General features: G+C 67.5%; 12 protein-coding genes. 11 read left to right on the top strand and 1 reads right to left on the bottom strand.

Annotated features, from left to right (window positions below; all coding sequences use genetic code 11):
• The first annotated feature begins 1 nt into the window (after position 1).
• The 9 genes from BAU06_RS16020 (at position 2) to BAU06_RS15980 (ending at position 13,214) form a co-directional block, all read left to right on the top strand.
• Complete coding sequence (locus tag BAU06_RS16020; RefSeq protein WP_066351797.1) at positions 2 to 811, top strand: TatD family hydrolase; 810 nt, start codon at positions 2 to 4, stop codon at positions 809 to 811.
• A gap of 238 nt (positions 812 to 1,049) precedes the next feature.
• Positions 1,050 to 1,385 (top strand): DUF4148 domain-containing protein, encoded by a 336-nt coding sequence (locus tag BAU06_RS16015; protein WP_066351794.1) that lies wholly within the window; start codon positions 1,050 to 1,052, stop codon positions 1,383 to 1,385.
• 333 nt (positions 1,386 to 1,718) lie between these two features.
• Positions 1,719 to 4,304, top strand: a complete 2,586-nt coding sequence (locus BAU06_RS16010; protein ID WP_066351791.1) for a DNA internalization-related competence protein ComEC/Rec2 — start codon at positions 1,719 to 1,721, stop codon at positions 4,302 to 4,304.
• Positions 4,305 to 4,390: 86 nt separating this feature from the next.
• Positions 4,391 to 5,407, top strand: coding sequence for an alpha/beta fold hydrolase (locus BAU06_RS16005; protein ID WP_066351779.1), 1,017 nt, complete (start codon positions 4,391 to 4,393; stop codon positions 5,405 to 5,407).
• Between the two features lie 40 nt (positions 5,408 to 5,447).
• The gene (locus BAU06_RS16000) at positions 5,448 to 6,296 is read left to right on the top strand and encodes a 3',5'-nucleoside bisphosphate phosphatase (RefSeq protein ID WP_066351773.1); all 849 of its coding nucleotides are present in this window, start codon (positions 5,448 to 5,450) and stop codon (positions 6,294 to 6,296) included.
• Between the two features lie 108 nt (positions 6,297 to 6,404).
• A complete protein-coding gene (gene greB / locus BAU06_RS15995) occupies positions 6,405 to 6,959 on the top strand; it encodes a transcription elongation factor GreB (protein ID WP_066351768.1) in 555 nt (184 codons plus the stop codon).
• A gap of 117 nt (positions 6,960 to 7,076) precedes the next feature.
• Complete coding sequence (purL, locus tag BAU06_RS15990; RefSeq protein ID WP_066351761.1) at positions 7,077 to 11,114, top strand: phosphoribosylformylglycinamidine synthase; 4,038 nt, start codon at positions 7,077 to 7,079, stop codon at positions 11,112 to 11,114.
• 45 nt (positions 11,115 to 11,159) lie between these two features.
• Positions 11,160 to 12,632 carry a M20 family metallopeptidase gene (locus tag BAU06_RS15985; RefSeq protein WP_066351754.1) on the top strand — a complete coding sequence of 491 codons (1,473 nt, stop codon included), beginning with the start codon at positions 11,160 to 11,162 and terminating at the stop codon, positions 12,630 to 12,632.
• Between the two features lie 21 nt (positions 12,633 to 12,653).
• A complete protein-coding gene (locus BAU06_RS15980) occupies positions 12,654 to 13,214 on the top strand; it encodes a DUF1415 domain-containing protein (protein ID WP_066351744.1) in 561 nt (186 codons plus the stop codon).
• A gap of 58 nt (positions 13,215 to 13,272) precedes the next feature.
• On the opposite strand, the gene BAU06_RS15975 is transcribed toward BAU06_RS15980, so the two are convergent.
• Entirely contained in the window at positions 13,273 to 14,133 is an 861-nt protein-coding gene (locus tag BAU06_RS15975; protein ID WP_066359173.1) for a class I SAM-dependent methyltransferase, read from the bottom strand.
• A 373-nt stretch (positions 14,134 to 14,506) separates the two neighbouring features.
• Between BAU06_RS15975 and fusA the strand changes: the two genes are divergently transcribed.
• Both fusA and guaB read left to right on the top strand, forming a co-directional pair.
• Complete coding sequence (gene fusA / locus BAU06_RS15970; RefSeq protein ID WP_066351736.1) at positions 14,507 to 16,615, top strand: elongation factor G; 2,109 nt, start codon at positions 14,507 to 14,509, stop codon at positions 16,613 to 16,615.
• Between the two features lie 267 nt (positions 16,616 to 16,882).
• Entirely contained in the window at positions 16,883 to 18,343 is a 1,461-nt protein-coding gene (gene guaB / locus BAU06_RS15965; protein ID WP_066351732.1) for an IMP dehydrogenase, read from the top strand.
• Positions 18,344 to 18,381 lie beyond the last annotated feature (38 nt).

Here is an 18,381-nt window from a genome sequence, read left to right as displayed (position 1 = left end):
CATGCTGATCGACACCCACTGCCATCTCGACGCCCAGGAGTTCGACGACGACCGTAGCCAGGTGGTCGCCCATGCCATCGACGCCGGTGTGCGCGCCGTCGTGATTCCCGCCGTGGGCCGCGCGAACTTCCATATCGTCCGCGACCTGGCGCATGCGATGCCGGGTGGCGCCTACGCGCTGGGCATACATCCTTTGTTCGTCGCCGCTGCGTGGGACGACGACCTGAAGGCTTTGCGTAGCGCCGTCGAAGCCGCCATGGACGATCCGCGCTTCGTCGCCATCGGCGAGATCGGCCTGGACTTCTTCGTCAAGGAGATCGCCAGCGGCGAGGCGCGCGACAAACAAGAGCGCTACTACGCCGCGCAACTGGACCTGGCGGCCGAATTCGGCCTGCCGGTGCTGCTGCATGTGCGCCGGTCCCAGGACATCATCCTCAAGCACCTGCGCAGGCATCGCGGTTTGCGCGGAGGCATCGCGCACGCCTTCAACGGCAGCGACCAGCAGGCGCGCGGCTTCGTCGACCTGGGCTTCGCGCTGGGGATCGGCGGGGCCATGACCTTCCCGCGCTCGCTCCAGATACGACGGCATGCCCAACATCTGGGGCTGGAGCATCTGGTCCTGGAAACCGATGCGCCGGATATTCCGCCAGCCTGGCTGCACGAGCCGGACCGGCGCAACACGCCCGCGCAGGTGGCCGGCGTGGCGCAAGCGCTGGCGGAATTGCGCGGGACCGACGCCATGTCGGTGGCCGCAGGCACCGCGGCCACCGCCTTGCGCGTGCTGCCGCGCCTGGTTCCCGTCGTTCACTGAAGCCCGGGCACGAAAATGTCCAGGCGGTGTGAAAAATCCAATACTTTTGGTGGTTTCAACGTAATAGTGTGGATTGGCGATTAATTTGGAAAGATGATTTGCGCGAATCAGGGTTTATACCTATGTCCGCCTGGTCCAGAATTCAGGCCATGGGAGAACAGCACCCGGTACCGCGCAGCCTCTTCCAATAAGGAAACGCGGTATCCGGTCTTTCGATATCAGGACTAGGAGTACTGCCATGAAGGCCAAAACCATCGCAACCGCATTCATCCTGTCGTTCGCCGCCATTGGCGCCGCCCAGGCGGGGACGCCCCGCGGGGATACGGATAACCAGCCCTTCCAGGGCGTCTACGGGCAAGACGAAGGCGGCGCCAGCCGCACCCAGGTGCTCGCCGAGCTGGCGCAAGCGCGCGCCGTCGGGCTGGCGGGCAACAACGCCGATCCGGACAACACCCCCTTCGCGGCGCAAGCGGACAGCGGCGTGAGCCGTGCGCAAGTCATCGCGCGAATACATCAGGGCAACGACGTCGACCCCGCGTTCGGCGATAGCGATAACCAGCCCTTCCAGGGGTGACGGGTCCGGCCAAGGCGATGGATGCCTTGGAAAGGACGCGGTGCGGCCGAAGGTGTCCGGCGCGCGCCGTCCCCTGAAGGAGCGCTTCCTGACCCCGCGCATGCGTCGATGCGCGAGGCCAGGAAGTCCTGGGCCATGCGGATTTGCTGTCCGCGTGGTTCTCCCGGTGAGAGGCGGGATTGCTGTAGTTTCCTCTCTTGCAGTACCCGGCCCCGCGCAAGCGGGGCCGTTTTGCATTGGGCCGCGACGGGCCGACGGCGACATTTTCATCCCTGTGCGGCCATCTTGCAGCCGCGGCCACACTAGTATCTGCCCGGTTACGGGAGATTGTGGATGGAAGGCCGGCTGGCCATGCTGGGTTTCATCGCCGCGGTGGCCGGCGTGCAGACGCTGCAGAGCCTGCCCTCCGTGGCGGGCCGATGCTTACTGGCGGGTGCGATGGTGGCCGCCGCGCTGGTGCGTTGGCGCGCGGGGAGACTGGCACGCGCCTGGCATGTCGCCGCGCGGTCCGGGGTGAGCGCGGTCGCGTCATGCGCGTGCGCGCTCAGCGGCGGCGCGCTGTATGCGATCGAGCGCGCGCAATTCCGTCTGGATGACGCGCTGCCGTTGGAGCAGGAGAACCAGGTGGCGCGCGTGGTGTTGCGCGTGGCCTCGCTGGTGGAGTTCGCGGCCGATGCGGCCAGATTCGATGCGGAGATCCTGCACGCGGAGCCGGCCTCCGTACCGCGCCACCTGCGCGTGTCATGGCCCGTGCCCGTGCATGGCGACAGCGCCGCGCTGCGCGTCGTGATGCCTGGCCAGCAATGGCGCGCCGCCCTGGTGTTGAAGCGGCCGCATGCTCCCAGTAATCCTCATGCCGCCGATGGCGAGGCGCGCCTGTTCCAGCGTAACGTGCGCGCCACGGCGACCGTGCGAGGCAAGCCGCAATGGGTAGGCGACGAGGGCTGGCGTCCCGGCATGGCGGCGGTGCATCGCGCGCGGCATGTATTGCGCGAAAGAATGCAGGACGTCCTGGCGCACAGCCGCTACGGCGCGGTCATCGTCGCGTTGGCCCTGGGCGACCAGGCCGGGGTAGGGCGGGAGGACTGGCAGGTCTTCAACGCCACGGGCATCACGCATCTGGTGTCGATCAGTGGCCTGCATGTCACCTTGGTGGCCGGCCTGGCCGGGGCGGCGGTGGCATGGTGCTGGCGCCGGCTGCGGTGGCGGGGCCTGTGCCTGGCCGAATGGATGCCCGCGCAGTTGGCCGGCATCGCCGCGGCGCTGTGCGTGGCCTGGGGATATTGTCTGCTGGCAGGCTGGGGCATTCCGGCACGTCGCACGTTTTTCATGCTGGCTGTGATCGCGTGCGCCGCTTTGCTGCGGGTCCCGTTGTCCCGCGGGGCGATGCTGTCGTTCGCGGCCTGCGTCGTGGTCGCGCTCGATCCGTGGGCGACCGTCGCGGCGGGGTTCTGGCTATCCTTCGGCGCTGTCGCGGCCGTCCTGGCATGGGGCCACGCGACCCATGCGCCAGTCCGCGCACCGGCGGCCGGCGACGATCCCGATGCCGGGGCGGGGCGCTTGCGACGCTGGCTAGGCGGCTGGTGCCTGGCGGCGCGCCTGCAGTGCGTGGTGACGCTCGGTCTCACGCCCGTGCTGGCCTTCCTGACCCAACAGGTCGCCCTGGCTTCGCCCTTGGCCAACGCCGTCGCCATACCGGCGGTCAGCCTGGTGGTGACTCCGCTGGCCTTGCTGTGCGCGGCCTTCTGTGCGCTGCCCGGTACGCACTTGCCCGCGCAATGGAGCGGCCAGGCCGCGCAGTGGGTGTTCGGCGCCACGATGTGGTGGATCGAGTGGCTGGCGGCGCGGCAGTGGGCGGTGCGGGATGTGGCGGCGCCGCCGTTCCCGCTATTGGTTTTGGCAATCGCCGGCATTGCGTGGGCGCTGCTGCCGCCCGGCATGGCATCGCGGCGCTGGGGCTGGCTGCTGATCGTGCCCGCGCTGTGCTGGCGGCCATCCCGTCCCGCCGAAGGAGAGTGGCGCCTGACCGCGCTGGACGTGGGGCAGGGCGGTGCCATCGTCGTCGAAACCGCGCGCCGGACACTGGTCTTCGACGCCGGGCCCTTGCACCGCAACGGAACGGATGGCGCGCAGCGCGCGGTATGGCCGTATCTTCGCGCGCGCGGTGTCAAGCATATCGACACCCTGGTCGTCTCCCATGGCGACCAGGATCATGCAGGCGGCCTGGACAGCCTGCTGCGCGCCGTGCCGGTCGATACGGCGTTTGCATCCTTCGACCTGCCCGCGCGTCTGCGCCGCGATGCGCGGGTGCGCGGATTGGCCTCCGTGGCGCCGGGGCCGGCGCTGACGCGGCACTGCGCGGCGGGCCTGGCCTGGGAGGCGGATGGCGTTCGATTCGCCTTCGTGCATCCGGTGCCTTCCGCGTCCCCGTTGCCGGACAGCTTGCCCTCCGCGTCGCGCCTACGTCGGGACTCTATCGCCCCCCAGGGAAAACGCGGCACGGCGCGGCAGCGGTCGCGCGGCGATTCCAACGCTGGTGGATGCGTGCTGCTTGTGCAGGGGCGCCATCACACCGCCTTGCTGCCCGGCGACGTCGCCACGCGGCAGGAGCGCGAGTTCGCCGATGTCCTGCCGCGCATCGACGTGCTGATCGCGCCCCATCATGGCTCGGCCACGTCGTCCGGGCCGGCGCTGGTGGAGGCCGCCCGGCCGGATCACGTCATCGCCCAGGTGGGCTACCTGAACCGCTTCCGCCATCCGGCGCCCGTCGTGCAGCGCCGCTGGCGACGCGCCGGCGCCACGTTCTGGCGGACGGACCGCGACGGTGCGGTCATCGCCTTATCGGCGGCGGACGGCTTGACGGTATATGGGCAACGCCGGCATGCGCGCCGCTACTGGCACGCCGTGGAGGGGCAATGACCGCATTTTGCGAGCCGTCCGGCCAGGTCCGGGTGCGATAACATGGTCCGGCCGTCCACCCGGATAAGCCTTACACAGGAGCGCCCATGCAGAATCCGCGTCTCGACTTCGTTACCTGCGCCAGCCCGGCGGGCATGCATCGCATGGCGTACTGGGAATGGGGCGATCCCGACAACGACAAGGTGCTGTTGTGCGTGCATGGCCTGACCCGCACCGGCCGCGACTTCGACACGCTGGCTCGCCGGCTGGCCTCGGAGTATCGCGTCGTGTGTCCGGACGTGGTGGGGCGCGGCGCGTCGGATTGGCTGTTGCATCCGTCGTTCTACGCCGTGCCGCAGTATGTGGCGGACATGGTCACGCTCCTGGCGCGCGTGCGTCCGCGCACGCTGCATTGGGTGGGTACGTCCATGGGCGGCCTGATCGGCATGGCCCTGGCGGGATCGGCCGCGCTATCGGCACGGCTGCGCGCCGCCAACCAGGCACGGAGCCCGGACCTGGGGCTCGGGCAGACGCAGGGGCTCGATCGAGCGCAGGCGCGTAATGGCGACGGGGCGCTGTCACGGCAGCAGGGGGGCGGGCTGCCGGAGGACTCGGGATGGCGTGTGGAAAAGATGGTGTTGAACGATGTCGGGCCGCGTCTGGCGCCCGACGCGCTCGCGCGCATCGGCCAGTACGTCGGCCAGGGGCAGGAGTTCGACAGTTTCGAGGACGCCGTGGCCTACATCCGCCAGGTGTCCGCCGCGTTCGGGCCGCACACGGATGAGCAATGGCGCGACCTGGCGCGGCATGTTTTCCAGCGGCGAGGAGATCGCTGGGTCAAGCACTATGACCTCGGATTGGCCCAGCCTTTCGCCGCGCAGGACGATGCGGCGATGGCCGCGGGCGAACAGTTGCTCTGGCAGGCCTATGAAGCCATCGATTGCCCCATCCTGATCCTGCGCGGGCAGCATTCCGACTTGCTCACCGCCGATACCGCGGGGGAGATGGCGCGCCGCAATCCCCGCGCGCGGGTGCTGGAAGTGCCGGGCGTGGGGCATGCGCCCACCTTGATGGACGATGGGCAGATACAACCCGTCGCCGCTTTTCTGCGCAGCGGCGGCTGACGCGCTGGAGCGGCGCGCGCCGCGCGCCTACAATAGGGTCATGCCAACGACCCCTGCCCGCAACGTCGATCTCCATTGCCATTCCACCGTCTCGGACGGCGTGTTGTCGCCGCGCGACGTGGCGCTGCGCGCCCGTGCGAACGGCGTCGACGTCTGGGCGCTGACCGACCACGATGAGGTGGGCGGATTGGCCGAAGCCGCGGAGGCCGCGCGCGAAGCGGGCCTGCGCTTCGTCACCGGCGTGGAGATCTCCGTCACCTGGGCGGGGCAGACGGTGCACATCGTGGGCCTGGGCTTCGATCCGCAGCACCAGGGTCTGCGCGAAGGCCTGCGCCGCACCCGTGCCGGCCGCGCGGACCGCGCGCGCAAAATCGGCGAAAACCTGGCGGCCATGGGCATGCCCGGGGCTTTCGAAGGCGCCTTGCCCTTTGCCGGCAACCCCGAGCTGATCAGCCGCACCCATTTCGCCCGCTATCTGGTCGAGGCCGGATTCTGTCCCGACGTACAGACCGTATTCAATAAATACCTGGGCGACGACTGCCCGGGCCAGGTGGCCATCCAGTGGGCCACGCTGCCGGAAGCCGTGGGCTGGATCCATGACGCGGGCGGCCGTGCCGTGGTGGCGCATCCGGGGCGCTACAAATACACGCCCTTGCAATTCACCGCCCTGTTCGACGAATTCCAGGCCCTGGGCGGCGAAGGCGTGGAAGTCACCACGGGCAGCCATACCTCCGACGAATGCCGGCACTACGCCCTGGTTGCGCGGGAGCGCTCATTGCTGGCTTCGCGCGGCTCGGATTTCCATAGTCCCCACGAAAGCCGCGTCGATCTGGGGCGGCTGCCGCCCTTGCCGGCCGATTTGAAGCCCGTCTGGCACGATTGGTTTTGATTTCCCCGCGCCGCCGGTGCGAGATCGGCACCGCGGCCCGTCGCGATCCCGCACGGGCCGCCGCCCATATTGCCACCCCGTCCGGCGGCCGGGCATGCGAGTCCACCCATGAATAAAGCCTTTGTAAAAGAGTCCGAACAGGACGAAGACGACGAGATCCCCCAGGCCCAGGCCCTGCCGCCGGGCACGCGCAACTACATTACGCCGCAAGGCTATGCGCGGCTGCGGGACGAACTGGCCCATTTGATGAACGTGGAGCGCCCCGCCGTGGTGCAGGTCGTATCCTGGGCGGCCTCCAATGGCGACCGTTCCGAGAACGGCGATTATCTGTACGGCAAGAAGCGCTTGCGCGAGATCGACCGCCGCATGCGTTTCCTGACGCGCCGCCTGGACATCGCCGAGGTCGTCGATCCGGCGATACAGCCGAACCGGGACCAGGTGTTTTTCGGGGCCACGGTCCTGTATCTGGACAAGGCAGGCGAAGAGCACCTGGTCACCATCGTGGGCGTGGACGAGGCCGAACCGCTGGCGGGCAAGATCAGCTGGATTTCGCCGGTGGCGCGGGCGCTGCTCAAGGCCAGGGAAGGCGACACCGTGACCCTGCGCACGCCCGGCGGCGTGGAGACCCTGGACATCCTGGAAGTGCGGTATCCGGACGCCTAGCGCGGGGCCCGGCGTGGCTGGCCGCGGACCTGTGACAAAACCGTCCCGTCGCGGCATGGCCGGAGGCCGTAACGGGTAAAATCCTGTTTTTGCCCTTCCTCTTCTACGGCGCCCATCGTGTCCATCGTTCAGTACCTTCCCGGTTCGTCCGTCCTGTCCACTTTTCGCCGCGAGCGCCTGCTCGCCCAATTGAAACAGGCCGGGCTGCCGGTGGCGGACATCGCGGCCCGCTACGAGCACTTCGTGTGGTGCGACGCGGCCCTGTCCGCGCAAGACCAGCAACGCCTGGCGGAACTGCTCGATTACGGCGATCCCTACGATGGGGCGGAGCCCGCCAAGGCGCTGGTGCTGCGGGTCATTCCCAGGCTGGGCACCATTTCCCCATGGGCGAGCAAGGCCACCGACATCGCGCACAACTGCGGCTTCGCCAGCGTGCGGCGGATCGAACGCGGCGTGCGGTATATGTTGACGCCCGAGCGCGGGCTGCTGGGCGCCAAATCCTTCGACGACGCCATGCTGGCGCGCGCCGCGGCCTGCCTGCACGACCGCATGGTGGAAACCGTGGTCGATACGCAGTTCGACGGGCAGGCGCTGTTCGCGCCGGTGGAAGGCCGCGCCATGCGCACCGTGCCGGTGCTGGCCCAGGGCCGCGCGGCCCTGGAAGAAGCCAACAGCACCCTGGGACTGGCGCTGTCAGAAGACGAAATCGATTACCTGGCGGACGCCTTCGCCCGGCTGGAGCGCGACCCCACGGACGTCGAGCTCATGATGTTCGCGCAAGCCAATAGCGAACACTGCCGGCACAAGATCTTCAATGCGCAATGGGTCATTGACGGCCAGCCGCAGGAGCAGACGCTGTTCGGCATGATCCGCGCCACGCATGCCGCCCAGCCCGGCGGCACCGTGGTGGCCTATTCCGACAATGCCGCCATCATGGAAGGCGGCGCGGCGCAGCGCTTCCACGCCGGCGTCGCGGGCCAGTCCGACGACGCGCTTGCGTACAAGCGGCGCCAGGCGGTCGTCCACACCTTGATGAAGGTCGAGACCCACAACCACCCGACGGCCATCGCGCCGTTCCCCGGCGCCTCCACCGGAGCCGGCGGGGAGATCCGCGATGAAGGCGCCACCGGCCGCGGCTCCAAGCCCAAGGCCGGCCTGACCGGCTTTACCGTGTCCCACCTGCGTTTCGACGATGCGCCGCAGCCCTGGGAGTCCGACCACCACGGTCTGCCCGACCGCATCGCCTCGCCGCTGTCCATCATGATCGACGGCCCCTTGGGCGGCGCGGCGTTCAACAACGAATTCGGCCGGCCCAATCTGCTGGGTTATTTCCGGACCTTCGAACAGACCGCCGGGGGTACGCGCTGGGGATACCACAAGCCCATCATGATCGCGGGCGGCCTGGGCAGCATCGATGCGGGCCTGACTCACAAGGAAAAAATCCCTCCGGGCGCCTTGCTGATCCAGCTCGGCGGTCCGGGCCTGCGCATCGGCATGGGCGGCGGCGCGGCGTCCAGCATGGGGGTGGGCAGCAATAGCGCCGACCTGGATTTCGATTCGGTCCAGCGCGGCAATCCGGAAATCGAACGGCGCGCCCAGGAAGTCATCGACCGCTGCTGGCAGCAGGGCGAACGCAATCCCATCCTTGCCATCCATGACGTGGGCGCGGGCGGCCTGTCCAATGCCTTCCCGGAACTCGTCAACGACGCCGGCCGCGGCGCGGTATTCGACTTGAAGCGCGTGCCTGTGGAAGAGTCCGGCATGTCGCCCGCGGAAATCTGGAGCAACGAATCGCAGGAACGCTATGTCCTGGCGGTGATGCCCGACGACCTGGACCGTTTCGACCAGATCGCGCGGCGCGAGCGTTGTCCTTACGCGGTCGTCGGCGTCGCCACCGAAGAAAGGCAACTGCGCGTCGTCCAGGGCGAGGGCCTGCCGGGCGTGGATCCCCAGGGCCAACCCGCCGGCCCGGTACGCCCGGTGGATGTGCCCATCGATGTCATCCTGGGCAAGCCGCCGCGCATGACGCGCGATGTGCGGCGCCTGCCGGGCGCGGCCCAGCCATTGGACCTGGCCGGTATCGACCTGACCGAAGCCGCCTATCGTGTGCTGCGCCACCCCACGGTAGCCAACAAGACCTTCCTGATCACCATCGGCGACCGCAATGTGGGCGGCTTGTCGGCGCGCGACCAGATGGTCGGGCCGTGGCAGGTGCCGGTGGCCGACTGCGCGGTCACCCTGTCCGACTACGACGGCTTCCGCGGCGAAGCCATGGCCATGGGCGAACGCACGCCCATCGCCATGATCGACGCGCCCGCATCCGGCCGCATGGCCGTGGCAGAGGCGCTGACCAATCTGGCGGCGGCGGATGTGCGGCAGGTCGAACATATCAAGCTGTCCGCCAACTGGATGGCGGCGTGCGGCGTGCCGGGACAGGATGCCGCGCTCTACGACACGGTGTCGGCCGTCAGCGAGCTGTGCCAGACCGTGGGGCTTTCAATCCCGGTGGGCAAGGACTCGCTGTCGATGAAGACCTCCTGGTCGCAGGACGGCGAGCAGCGCCAGGTCGTCGCGCCGGTCTCTTTGATCGTCACCGCTTTCGCGCCGGTCGCCGATGCGCGCGAAAGCCTGACGCCGCGGCTGCGCACGGACGCCGGCGACACGGTCCTGATCCTGATCGATCTGGGCCGGGGCCTGCACCGCATGGGCGGCTCCATCCTGGCCCAGGCCTATAACCAGGTCGGCACGGAAACCCCCGATATCGACGTGCCGCAAGACCTGCGTGCCTTCTTCATCACCATCCGCACGCTGGCCGAGGCCGGCACGCTGCTGGCCTACCATGACCGCTCCGACGGCGGCCTGTTCGCCACCCTGTGCGAAATGGCCTTCGCCGGGCACACCGGGGTCTCGGTCAACCTGGACATGCTCACCTTCGATGCCAACTCGGCCGATTGGGGCGATTACAAGATCCGCCCCGAACAGGTGGCGGTGCAACGCGAAGAACTCACGCTGAAGGCGCTGTTCTCGGAAGAGGCCGGCGCCGTCATCCAGGTCCCGGCGGCGCAGCGCGATGCGGTCATGCAGGTGCTGCGGGGCGCCGGCCTGTCCAAGTTCGCCCACGTCATCGGCGGCTTGAACGACAGCGACGAAGTCGAGTTCTACCGCGATGGACGCAAGATCTGGGGCCAACCGCGCGCCGAGCTGGGCCGTGCCTGGAGCGAAACCAGTTATCGCATCATGGCCCGCCGCGACAACCCGGCCTGCGCCCAGGCCGAGTTCGATATATGGCAGGACAAGGACGATCCCGGCTTCTCGCCCGTGGTCGCCTTCGATCCGCAGGAAGACGTGGCGGCGCCCTACATCGCCACGGGCAAGCGGCCGCGTGTCGCCATCCTGCGCGAGCAGGGTTGCAACAGCCAGGTGGAAATGGCCTGGGCCTTCGATACCGCCGGCTTCGAAGCGGTGGACGTTCACATGACCGACCTGCTGACCGGGCGCGTGGATCTGCGCACCGTCAATGGCATGGTGGCGGTCGGCGGCTTCAGCTACGGCGACGTGCTGGGCGCGGGGGAAGGCTGGGCGCGCACCATCCGCTTCAACAGCAAGCTGGCAGACCAGTTCGCGGCGTTCTTCGGGCGCCAGGACACCTTTGGCCTGGGCGTGTGCAATGGCGCGCAGATGTTCGCGGCGCTGGCCAGCATGATCCCGGGCGCGCAGGCCTGGCCGCGCTTCACGCGCAACCTGTCCGAAAAGTACGAAGCGCGCCTGGCAATGGTGGAAATCGCCGATTCGCCGTCCATCTTCTTCGCCGGCATGGCGGGCACGCGCACCCCGGTCGCCGTGGCGCACGGCGAGGGCTACGCGAATTTCGCCCGGCAGGGCGACCCGGCCCAGGCCATCGTGGCCGCGCGCTACGTGGACAACCGTGGCGCCCATACCGAAACCTATCCCTATAACCCCAACGGCAGCCCGGGCGGCATAACGTCGGTGACGACGCCGGACGGGCGTTTCACGGCCATCATGCCGCATCCCGAGCGGGTCACCCGCAACGTCATGATGTCCTGGGCGCCGGAAAAATGGGGCGAGCGCGACAGCGGCGGCGCGTTCAGTCCATGGATGCGGGCTTTCCGCAATGCCCGCGTCTGGATGAAGTAAGCCTGAAGGCGACCCTCCCACGGTTATCCATTCCGAGGAAATCCCATGAACGCACGCGTCCCCGATTCCGCTCAGCCCGCTCCCATCGATCCGCAGGCCTTGCAGGCCTACGTCGACCAGAAATGGGATGGCGAGATCCTGCCCGCACTGACCGACTACATTGCCATCCCGGCCAAGAGTCCGGCCTTCGATGCCGACTGGGAGGCCAACGCCTACATCGAGCGCGTGGTGCGCGACGCCGCGCAATGGGTCGAATCGCAGAAAGTCTCCGGGCTGACCCTGGAAGTCGTGCGTCTGCCCGGCCGCACGCCGGTCATCTTCTTCGACGCGCCGGCCACCCGCGCCGACAACGGCGACACCGTGCTGCTGTACGGCCATCTGGACAAGCAGCCGGAATTCTCCGGCTGGCGTGCCGGCCTGGGTCCCTGGACGCCCAAGTACGAAGACGGCAAGCTCTACGGCCGCGGGGGCGCCGATGACGGCTACGCCATCTATGCCTCGCTGACGGCCATCCTGGCCTTGGACAAGCAGGGCGTGCCGCGTCCGCGCTGCGTCGGCATCGTCGAAACCTGCGAGGAATCCGGCAGCTACGATTTGCTGCCCTATGTGGACGCGCTGCGTAGCCGGCTGGGCAATGTGGCGCTGGTCGTCTGCCTGGATTCCGGCGCGGGCAACTACGACCAGCTGTGGATGACGACGTCCCTGCGTGGCATGGTTTCCGGCACGCTGGAAGTCCAGGTGCTGGACGAGGGCGTGCATTCCGGCGATTCCAGCGGCGTGGTGCCGTCCAGTTTCCGTATCCTGCGCCATCTGCTGGACCGCCTGGAAGACAGCGCCACCGGCCGCCTCCTGCCGCAGAGCTTCCATTGCGAAATCCCGGCGGAACGCATCGAGCAGGTGCACGCCACCGCCAGGATCCTGGGTGACGAGGTCTGGCGCCGTTTCCCCTGGAGCTGCGGTGCCGACGGCGGCTTCGTTCTGCCCATGACCACCAATCCGGAAGAAGCGCTGTTGAACCGAACCTGGCGACCGACGCTGTCGGTGACCGGCGCCGATGGCTTGCCGCCTTTGTCCAGCGCGGGCAACGTACTGCGTCCGCGTACCGCGTTCAAGCTATCCCTGCGCCTGCCGCCGCTGGTCGATGCGGTGGCCGCCGCGCAGGAGCTCAAGTCCCTGCTGGAACACGACGTCCCGTACAACGCCAAGGTGATTTTCAAGCCCAGCGAAGGACAGGCCACCGGCTGGAACGCGCCGGCCGCGCAGCCCTGGCTGACCGCGGCGCTGGACGCGGCTTCCCAGCAGTACTACGGTGCGCCTTGCGGCTATATCGGGCAGGGCGGGACCATCCCGCTGATGAACACGCTGCAGCAGGGCTTTCCCCGTGCGCAATTCATGGTGTGCGGCGTGCTGGGCCCGAAATCCAATGCCCACGGGCCCAACGAGTTCCTGCACGTGCCCTATGGGAAGAAGCTGACCGCCGCGGTCGCGCAGACCATCGCGGCGATGCCGGCGGCCTGAGGCCGCGTACAAAGGCGGGCGATGGCGCGCATGGACTCGCAGGCTGACATCGCCATCGCCGCCACCCGGCGGTGGCTGACGCGCGCCGTCATCGGGCTGAACCTGTGTCCCTTCGCCAAGGCGGTCCATGTAAAGGAGCAGATCCGCTACGTGGCCAGTCCCGCGACGGACGCCGCCGGTGTCGCCGCCGACCTGGAAAGCGAGCTGCGCCTGCTGGCGGACAGCGATCCGCGTATCCTGGACACCACGCTGTTGATCCTGCCCTCGGCGCTGCGGGATTTCGGCGACTACAACGAGTTCCTGGGGCAGGGCGAGCGGCTGCTCAAGCGCTTGCGGCTGCGGGGCGTGCTGCAAATCGCCAGCTTTCATCCCGACTACCAGTTCGCGGGCACGGAGCCCGGCGATATCGAGAACTGCACCAACCGGTCGCCGTTTCCCATATTGCACTTGCTGCGCGAAGACAGCATCGCGCGCGCGGTGGACGCCTATCCCGATCCGGACGATATCTACGAGCGCAACCAGGACACCATGCGGCGCCTGGGATGGGATGGCTGGCGCAAGCTGATGCGCGACGGGGAATAGGGCGCCTGCTTCGATGCCGGCTCGGTCCCGCCAGACGATCCCGCGGCGCCGTCCCGTCCTAGGCCGCGTGCGTGTCGGCGCCGGCCAGCTCCTCCGGCGCGAAGAAGCGGCTTTTCAGTTCCTGCAGCCCGATGCGCTCCAGCATGGCATTCAGCCGTTCGGCCGCGCGGCGCTGCGGTGCATTCTTGCGCTGGGCGATGATCAGCTCGTTTTTCATCGAGTGTTCCCACCCCACGAGCTCGGTCACGCTCACCTGGTAGCCGTGGGCTTCCAATTGCAGGCAGCGCAGGACGTTGGTCACCTGGCTGCCGAATTCGCGCGTATGCAGGGGGTGGCGCCAGATCTCGGATAGCGGATCGCGCATGGTCTGCTGCTTGGTTCGCCGCAGCGCCGCGGCGACTTCCGCCTGGCAGCAGGGCACCACGACGATGTAGCGCGCCTGTTTGCGCAGGGCGAAACGTATGGCATCGTCGGTCGCCGTGTCGCACGCATGCAGGGCGGTGACGATATCCACCGTGGCGGGCAGCTCGGGCGATTCCGTCGCTTCAGCCACCGACAGGTTCAGGAAGGACATGCCGCCGGCAAAGCCCAGGCGCTGGGCCAGCTCCCGCGTATGCACCACCAGTGCCTCGCGGGTCTCGATGCCGTAGATATGCGAGCGGTCGTGCAGGTCCTTGAAAAACAGGTCGTACAGGATGAAGCCCAAGTAGGATTTGCCGGCCCCGTGATCCACCAGCGAGATATCCCGGCCGTCTTCCTTCAGGCTCTTGAGCAGCGGCTCGATGAACTGGAACAGGTGATAGACCTGCTTGAGCTTGCGGCGGCTGTCCTGGTTCATCTTGCCGTCGCGTGTAAGGATGTGCAGCGCCTTCAGCAGCTCGATGGACTGGCCGGGGCGTATTTCGTGGGTATCGGGCATGGCGGGCGGGAAAGGCAGGCCCGGCATCGCGAGCCGGGACGGCGTCATTCTACTTGCATGCGGGGCCGGGATAATCCCTTCGGCCGTGCGGCGGCGGCCATGGCCGCCAGGACGGGGCGCTTTGCCGTCGGCGCATGTCGTCCCGGCGCCGCGCGGCGAGGATCCCCGCGCGGGCGAAAAACGGGGACGAGGCCTTGAAAAACGGCCTGCCGCGCCCTATTTAGTTGGCCTCTCCGTCCCTTGCGCTTTCCTTAGGGCAAGGCGAAGATAGCGGACGGAGTTCCGTTGGCGCGGTCCGGCCACGCCAACGGTTGCCCATCGCCGCCGATCGCCGCATCGCCGGTCGCGGATGGTCCCATCCTTGGAGAAAATCGTGCCTCGCAAGACCCCTATCGAGAATTACCGCAACATCGGTATCAGCGCGCACATCGACGCTGGCAAGACCACGACCACCGAGCGCATTCTTTTCTATACCGGGGTGAACCACAAAATCGGCGAAGTGCACGATGGCGCCGCCACCATGGACTGGATGGAGCAGGAACAGGAACGCGGCATCACCATCACGTCCGCCGCCACCACCGCCTTCTGGCGCGGCATGGCGGGCAATTACCCCGAGCATCGCATCAACATCATCGACACCCCGGGACACGTGGACTTCACCATCGAGGTCGAACGGTCCATGCGGGTGCTGGATGGCGCCTGCATGGTCTACGACTCCGTGGGTGGCGTGCAGCCGCAGTCGGAAACCGTCTGGCGCCAGGCCAACAAATACAAGGTCCCGCGCATCGCCTTCGTCAACAAGATGGACCGCATCGGCGCGGACTTCTTCCGCGTGCAGCGGCAGATCGGCGAACGCCTGAAGGGCGTGGCCGTGCCCGTGCAGATCCCCGTCGGCGCCGAAGACCATTTCCAGGGCGTCATCGACCTGGTGAAGATGCAGGCCATCATCTGGGACGACGCCAGCCAGGGCGTCAAGTTCCAGTACGCCGATATCCCGGCCGAGCTGCGCGACCAGGCCCAGGAGTGGCATGACAAGATGGTCGAAGCGGCCGCCGAAGCCAACGAGGCCCTGCTGGAAAAATACCTGGGCGGCGAGCCCCTGACGGAAGCCGAGATCAAGCAAGGCCTGCGCGCGCGCACCATCGCCAACGAAATCGTGCCCATGCTTTGTGGCAGCGCCTTCAAGAACAAGGGCGTGCAGGCGATGCTGGACGCGGTCATCGACTATCTGCCTTCGCCGGTGGACGTGCCCGCCATCAAGGGCCACGACGACCACGACAAGGAAATCGAGCGCCATCCCGCCGACGACGAGAAGTTCTCCGCGCTGGCCTTCAAGATCATGACCGATCCCTTCGTCGGCCAGCTGGTGTTCTTCCGCGTCTATTCCGGCGTGGTCAACTCGGGCGACACCGTGCTGGTGTCCAGCAAGGACAAGAAAGAGCGCCTGGGCCGGCTGCTGCAGATGCACGCCAACGAACGCAAGGAAATCAAGGAAGTGCGCGCGGGCGACATCGCCGCCGCGGTGGGCCTGAAGGACGTTACGACCGGCGACACCCTGTGCGACCCCGGGCAGGCCATCGTGCTGGAAAAAATGGTCTTCCCCGAGCCCGTGATTTCCCAGGCGGTGGAACCGAAGACCCAGGCCGACCAGGAAAAGATGGGCGTCGCCCTGAATCGCCTGGCGCAGGAAGACCCCTCTTTCCGCGTCCATACCGATGAAGAATCCGGCCAGACCATCATCTCCGGCATGGGCGAGCTCCACCTGGAGATCCTGATCGACCGGATGAAGCGCGAATTCGGCGTGGAAGCCACGGTCGGCAAGCCCCAGGTGGCGTATCGCGAAACCGTGCGTGGCACCGCCACGGACGTGGAAGGCAAGTTCGTCAAGCAGTCCGGCGGCCGCGGCCAGTACGGCCATGCCGTTATCACGCTGGAGCCCAACGAGCCCGGCAAGGGCTATGAATTCGTCGATGCCATCAAGGGTGGCGTCATTCCGCGCGAGTACATCCCTGCTGTCGACAAGGGTATCCAGGAGACGATGAAGTCCGGCATCCTGGCGGGCTACCCGGTCGTCGATGTCAAAGTGACGCTGACCTTCGGCTCGTACCACGACGTGGACTCCAACGAAAACGCCTTCCGCATGGCGGGCTCCATGGCGTTCAAGGAAGCCATGCGGCGCGCCAAGCCGGTGCTGCTCGAGCCCATGATGCATGTAGAGGTCGAAACCCCCGAGGACTTCATGGGCAACGTCATGGGCGACCTGTCCTCGCGGCGCGGCATGGTGCAGGGCATGGACGACATCGCGGGCGGCGGCGGCAAGCTGGTCCGGGCGGAAGTGCCCCTGTCGGAGATGTTCGGCTACTCCACGACCCTGCGTTCCCTGACCCAGGGCCGGGCGACGTACACCATGGAGTTCAAGCACTACGCCGAGGTGCCGCGCCAGATCGCCGAGGAAGTCATGGCGAGCAAGGGCGGCAAGTAGGCGGCGTGACGGCGGGGCAGGGCGGCCGGACGAGACGGACTGTCCTCATCCGGCCCGGTTCGGCTGGCGCCTTTCGTGGCGGCCTGTCCGTCCCTTTCCCGCCAGCCGGTGCCGGCTGTCGCGCCTGCCTGAGGTGCGGCGGCCTGCCTTCGCGATGCCGGCGGCGGCCGCGCCGCGCGTATAACGGCATTACGCCGCATCCTAGGGGTTACACCTAGAAAATCCGGACGGAACGCGTATAATCTTGCTTTGCGCCCGGAGTTTCCCATGCGTCTCATCCAAACCGCGCTCACCTTCGACGACGTTCTGTTGGTGCCCGCGTTCTCCCAGGTGCTGCCGCGCGATACGTCGCTGGCCACCCGCCTCACCCGCAACATCACCCTGAACATTCCGCTCGTGTCCGCCGCCATGGACACCGTGACCGAGTCGCGCCTGGCCATCGCCATGGCCCAGGAAGGCGGGATAGGGATCATCCACAAGAATCTGTCGGCGGATGAGCAGGCCCGGGAAGTCGCCCGCGTCAAGCGCCACGAGTTCGGCATCGTGATCGACCCGATCACCGTCACGCCGCAGATGAAAGTGCGCGACGCCATCGCCCTGCAGAAGCAGCATGGCATCTCCGGCCTCCCGGTGGTGGAAGGCCGCAAGCTGGTCGGTATCGTCACCAACCGCGACCTGCGTTTCGAGGCCCGCCTGGACGAACCGCTGCGCACCATCATGACGCCGCAGGAACGCCTGGTCACCATGCGCGAAGGCGCCACGCTGGATGAAGCGCAACACCTGATGCACAAGCACCGCCTGGAGCGCGTGCTGATCGTCAACGATGCCTTCGAACTGCGCGGCCTGGCCACCGTCAAGGACATCGTCAAGAACACCGCCCATCCGCAGGCCAACAAGGATGCCCATGGCCAGCTGCGCGTCGGCGCCGCGGTCGGGGTGGGCGCCGGCACGGAAGAGCGCGTCGAAAAACTGGTCGCCGCCGGTGTCGACGTCATCGTCGTCGATACGGCCCATGGCCATTCCCAGGGCGTGCTGGAAGGCGTGCGCTGGGTCAAGAAAAACTATCCCAAGGTCGACGTCATCGGCGGCAATATCGCCACCGCCGAAGCCGCTCGCGCCTTGTTGGAATACGGCGCCGATGGCGTCAAGGTGGGCATCGGCCCCGGCTCCATCTGCACCACCCGCGTCGTTGCCGGCGTGGGCGTGCCGCAGATCACCGCCATCTCGGACGTCGCCAAGGCGCTGGAAGGCACGGGCGTCCCGCTGATCGCCGACGGTGGCATCCGTTATTCCGGCGACGTGGCCAAGGCCCTGGCGGCCGGCGCCTTCGCCTGCATGATGGGCGGCATGTTCGCCGGCACGGAAGAAGCCCCCGGCGAGGTCGTCCTGTTCCAGGGCCGCTCGTACAAGTCCTACCGTGGCATGGGCAGCCTGGGCGCGATGGCCGAAGGCTCGGCCGACCGCTATTTCCAGGATCCCGCCAACAACGCCGACAAGCTGGTGCCCGAAGGCATCGAAGGCCGCGTCCCCTACAAGGGCAGCGTCCTGGCCATCATCTACCAGCTGGCTGGCGGCGTGCGCGCCTCCATGGGCTATTGCGGCTGCGCCACCATTGACGAGATGCGCACCAAGACCCAATTCGTGCAGATCACCTCGGCGGGCTTCCGCGAGTCGCATGTCCACGACGTGCAGATCACCAAGGAAGCGCCGAACTACCGCGCCGATTGATACACGGCGCACCGCCATGCACGATCCGCGCACCGGAG

The sequence above is a fragment of the Bordetella bronchialis genome (assembly GCF_001676705.1).
Lineage (GTDB): Bacteria > Pseudomonadota > Gammaproteobacteria > Burkholderiales > Burkholderiaceae_B > Bordetella_C > Bordetella_C bronchialis.
Note: the sequence above shows the minus strand (reverse complement) of the source record. Positions and strands in the feature narration are given on the sequence as shown.

Bases quoted from the DNA above. Each gene is read 5' to 3' on its own strand.
- BAU06_RS16020 (WP_066351797.1), top strand. From the start codon at position 2: ATGCTGATCGACACCCACTGCCATCTCGACGCCCAGGAGTTCGACGAC.
- BAU06_RS16015 (WP_066351794.1), top strand. From the start codon at position 1,050: ATGAAGGCCAAAACCATCGCAACCGCATTCATCCTGTCGTTCGCCGCC.
- BAU06_RS16010 (WP_066351791.1), top strand. From the start codon at position 1,719: ATGGAAGGCCGGCTGGCCATGCTGGGTTTCATCGCCGCGGTGGCCGGC.
- BAU06_RS16005 (WP_066351779.1), top strand. From the start codon at position 4,391: ATGCAGAATCCGCGTCTCGACTTCGTTACCTGCGCCAGCCCGGCGGGC.
- BAU06_RS16000 (WP_066351773.1), top strand. From the start codon at position 5,448: ATGCCAACGACCCCTGCCCGCAACGTCGATCTCCATTGCCATTCCACC.
- greB (WP_066351768.1), top strand. From the start codon at position 6,405: ATGAATAAAGCCTTTGTAAAAGAGTCCGAACAGGACGAAGACGACGAG.
- BAU06_RS15985 (WP_066351754.1), top strand. From the start codon at position 11,160: ATGAACGCACGCGTCCCCGATTCCGCTCAGCCCGCTCCCATCGATCCG.
- BAU06_RS15980 (WP_066351744.1), top strand. From the start codon at position 12,654: ATGGCGCGCATGGACTCGCAGGCTGACATCGCCATCGCCGCCACCCGG.
- BAU06_RS15975 (WP_066359173.1), bottom strand. From the start codon at position 14,133: ATGCCCGATACCCACGAAATACGCCCCGGCCAGTCCATCGAGCTGCTG.
- guaB (WP_066351732.1), top strand. From the start codon at position 16,883: ATGCGTCTCATCCAAACCGCGCTCACCTTCGACGACGTTCTGTTGGTG.